The following is a 1,979-nucleotide window of genomic DNA, read 5'->3' on the forward strand; positions in this document are numbered from 1 at the left end:
GAGACGTTCGCATTGCGCCAGCCGGTCTTCGATCGTGCGCCGATGTTCCTCGAACGCAAACTGCTGCCATTCGTTTGCAAATGAATGCGTACTCAACCAGCGTTGATGAGCCGGTCCCCAGTTGGCGCTGCCGGCATAGCGCACACCGTGCAGTAGCAGAAATGACTTCAGCCGCTGCCGGGCCTGCTTCAGGTCATCTTTGGCAGCAGCCCACGCACGGGCCAGGTCCCTGAATGCTTCATCTTCGACGCCAGGAACATACACGGCCGACAGGTCACCCGCCCGTAACGCTCGTACCAGCTTGATCGCGTCACGCCGATCCGTCTTGACACGCTCACCTGGTTTCTTCGGGATCAGTGACGGTGCACAGACCATGCAGTCGAACCCTTTTTCTGTCAGTTGCCGGTAAAGCCCGTAACCGCATGGCCCTGCTTCGTAGACGACGCATACGCGTCGCGCTTTCGATTGAAGACGCTTGCACAGGCGGTCGATATCCGTCTTCGTCGTACCAATCTTGCCGAGCAGTTCAACCTCACCCGTGCCGAGCGCATAGGCCTCCGTGATCGAGTCCTTGTGAACGTCGAGCCCCACGTACAGTGTGCTATCGTTTTCCATGCTGGCCTCCGTGGTGGAAATTGCCCGATGTGGCACTGCCAACATCGTGCGGCTCTGGCAGAGATGCTAACCCGCGTTTGATTCACCCGCAGGCCAGCCACGACCTCACGGAGTCATACTGACTAGAATGTGCGCCCGTCCTCCTCGCTGCCTGAGCCAAGAACCGCCCGATGGATCTCGAACGCATTCTCTTCACGCAGGGCTTCGGCTCACGCCGCCAATGCCGCGCGCTGGTAGCGGATGAGCGCGTGTCCATCGCCGGCTCGCCCTGCACTAATCCAGCGACGGAAATCACGTCCGACGCGCTCCCCTCGTTCGAGTTTCAAGTCGATGGCACCACGTGGCGGTATCGGGAAAAAGCGTATCTGGTACTGAACAAGCCACCGGGCTACGAGTGCTCACGCGATCCGCAGCACCACCTGAGCGTCTTTCACCTATTGCCGCCGCAGTTGACCGAGCGCGGCGTGCAATGCGTGGGACGCCTGGATCAGGACACGACCGGCCTTCTGCTCCTCTCCGACGACGGCGCGTTCGTGCACGCGTTCACATCGCCGAAACGCAAGGTGCCGAAGGTTTATCTCGCGACCACGCGCCATCCTCTCGACGACGCCCAGCTATCGGCACTGCGCGACGGCGTCTTGCTGCACGGCGAATCGCAGCCTGTTGCGGCCGTCGCTGCCGAACAACGCAATGAACATGCGCTCGAACTTTCGGTGCTCGAAGGCAAGTATCACCAGGTGAAGCGGATGGTCGCGGCCGCGGGGAACCGGGTGGAGAAGTTGCATCGTGAGCGCATTGGCGGTTTTGGTTTGCCTGACGATCTGGACGAAGGCCAATGGCGATGGCTCGACGATGCAGACCTGGCCATGTTGCGGCAAAGCTGACTACTGACTAGCTTGCCTGGCCGCGCGAGCTGTGCGTCCAGGCAATGTTGTGACGCGCTTCCGGTGTCATTCGTGCGACAGCGAGCGGAGCCGCGACCGCGCGGGGTTTAACGTCTTAACAAAGCGCGCTGCATCCATCCGGGCGCTTCAAGCGTAGAACGTGGCATCCACTGCTTTTCGACACCTATGCCCGCACAACAAAAACGCCGCATCGTGACACTCGGTCTTGCCAGTCTTGGCGCCGCGGCACTGGCCGCCTGTAGTCCCGTCAATCTTTTAAATGCCACTATTCCGTCGGGCGGCTACCGAAAAACACCGGGTATTGCTTACGGAAACGATCCTCGTCAGGCACTCGATGTCTACGTTCCCATCGCAGCCGTTGCGCGTGGCGAGACGCGGCCGGTGGTCGTGTTCTTTTACGGCGGAAGTTGGCAGCATGGGGATCGTGGAAATTATCTGTTTGTTGCGCAGGCGTTGACG

2 protein-coding genes and 1 pseudogene are annotated in these 1,979 nt (G+C 60.4%); 2 read left to right on the forward strand and 1 reads right to left on the reverse strand.

Features of this window, described 5'->3' with window-relative positions; translation table 11 throughout:
• The coding region (locus tag VGH68_RS00035) for an IS110 family transposase (protein WP_331601465.1) at nucleotides 1–615 on the reverse strand (615 nt) is incomplete at its 3' end.
• A gap of 170 nt (nucleotides 616–785) precedes the next feature.
• Here VGH68_RS00035 and VGH68_RS00040 point away from each other — a divergent pair.
• Both VGH68_RS00040 and VGH68_RS00045 read left to right on the forward strand, forming a co-directional pair.
• Nucleotides 786–1,499 (forward strand): 16S rRNA pseudouridine(516) synthase, encoded by a 714-nt coding sequence (locus tag VGH68_RS00040; RefSeq protein ID WP_331601466.1) that lies wholly within the window; start codon nucleotides 786–788, stop codon nucleotides 1,497–1,499.
• 186 nt (nucleotides 1,500–1,685) lie between these two features.
• A pseudogene (locus VGH68_RS00045) lies at nucleotides 1,686–1,979 on the forward strand (alpha/beta hydrolase); the annotation flags it as partial.

This window comes from Paraburkholderia sp., assembly GCF_036488505.1.
Lineage (GTDB): Bacteria > Pseudomonadota > Gammaproteobacteria > Burkholderiales > Burkholderiaceae > Paraburkholderia.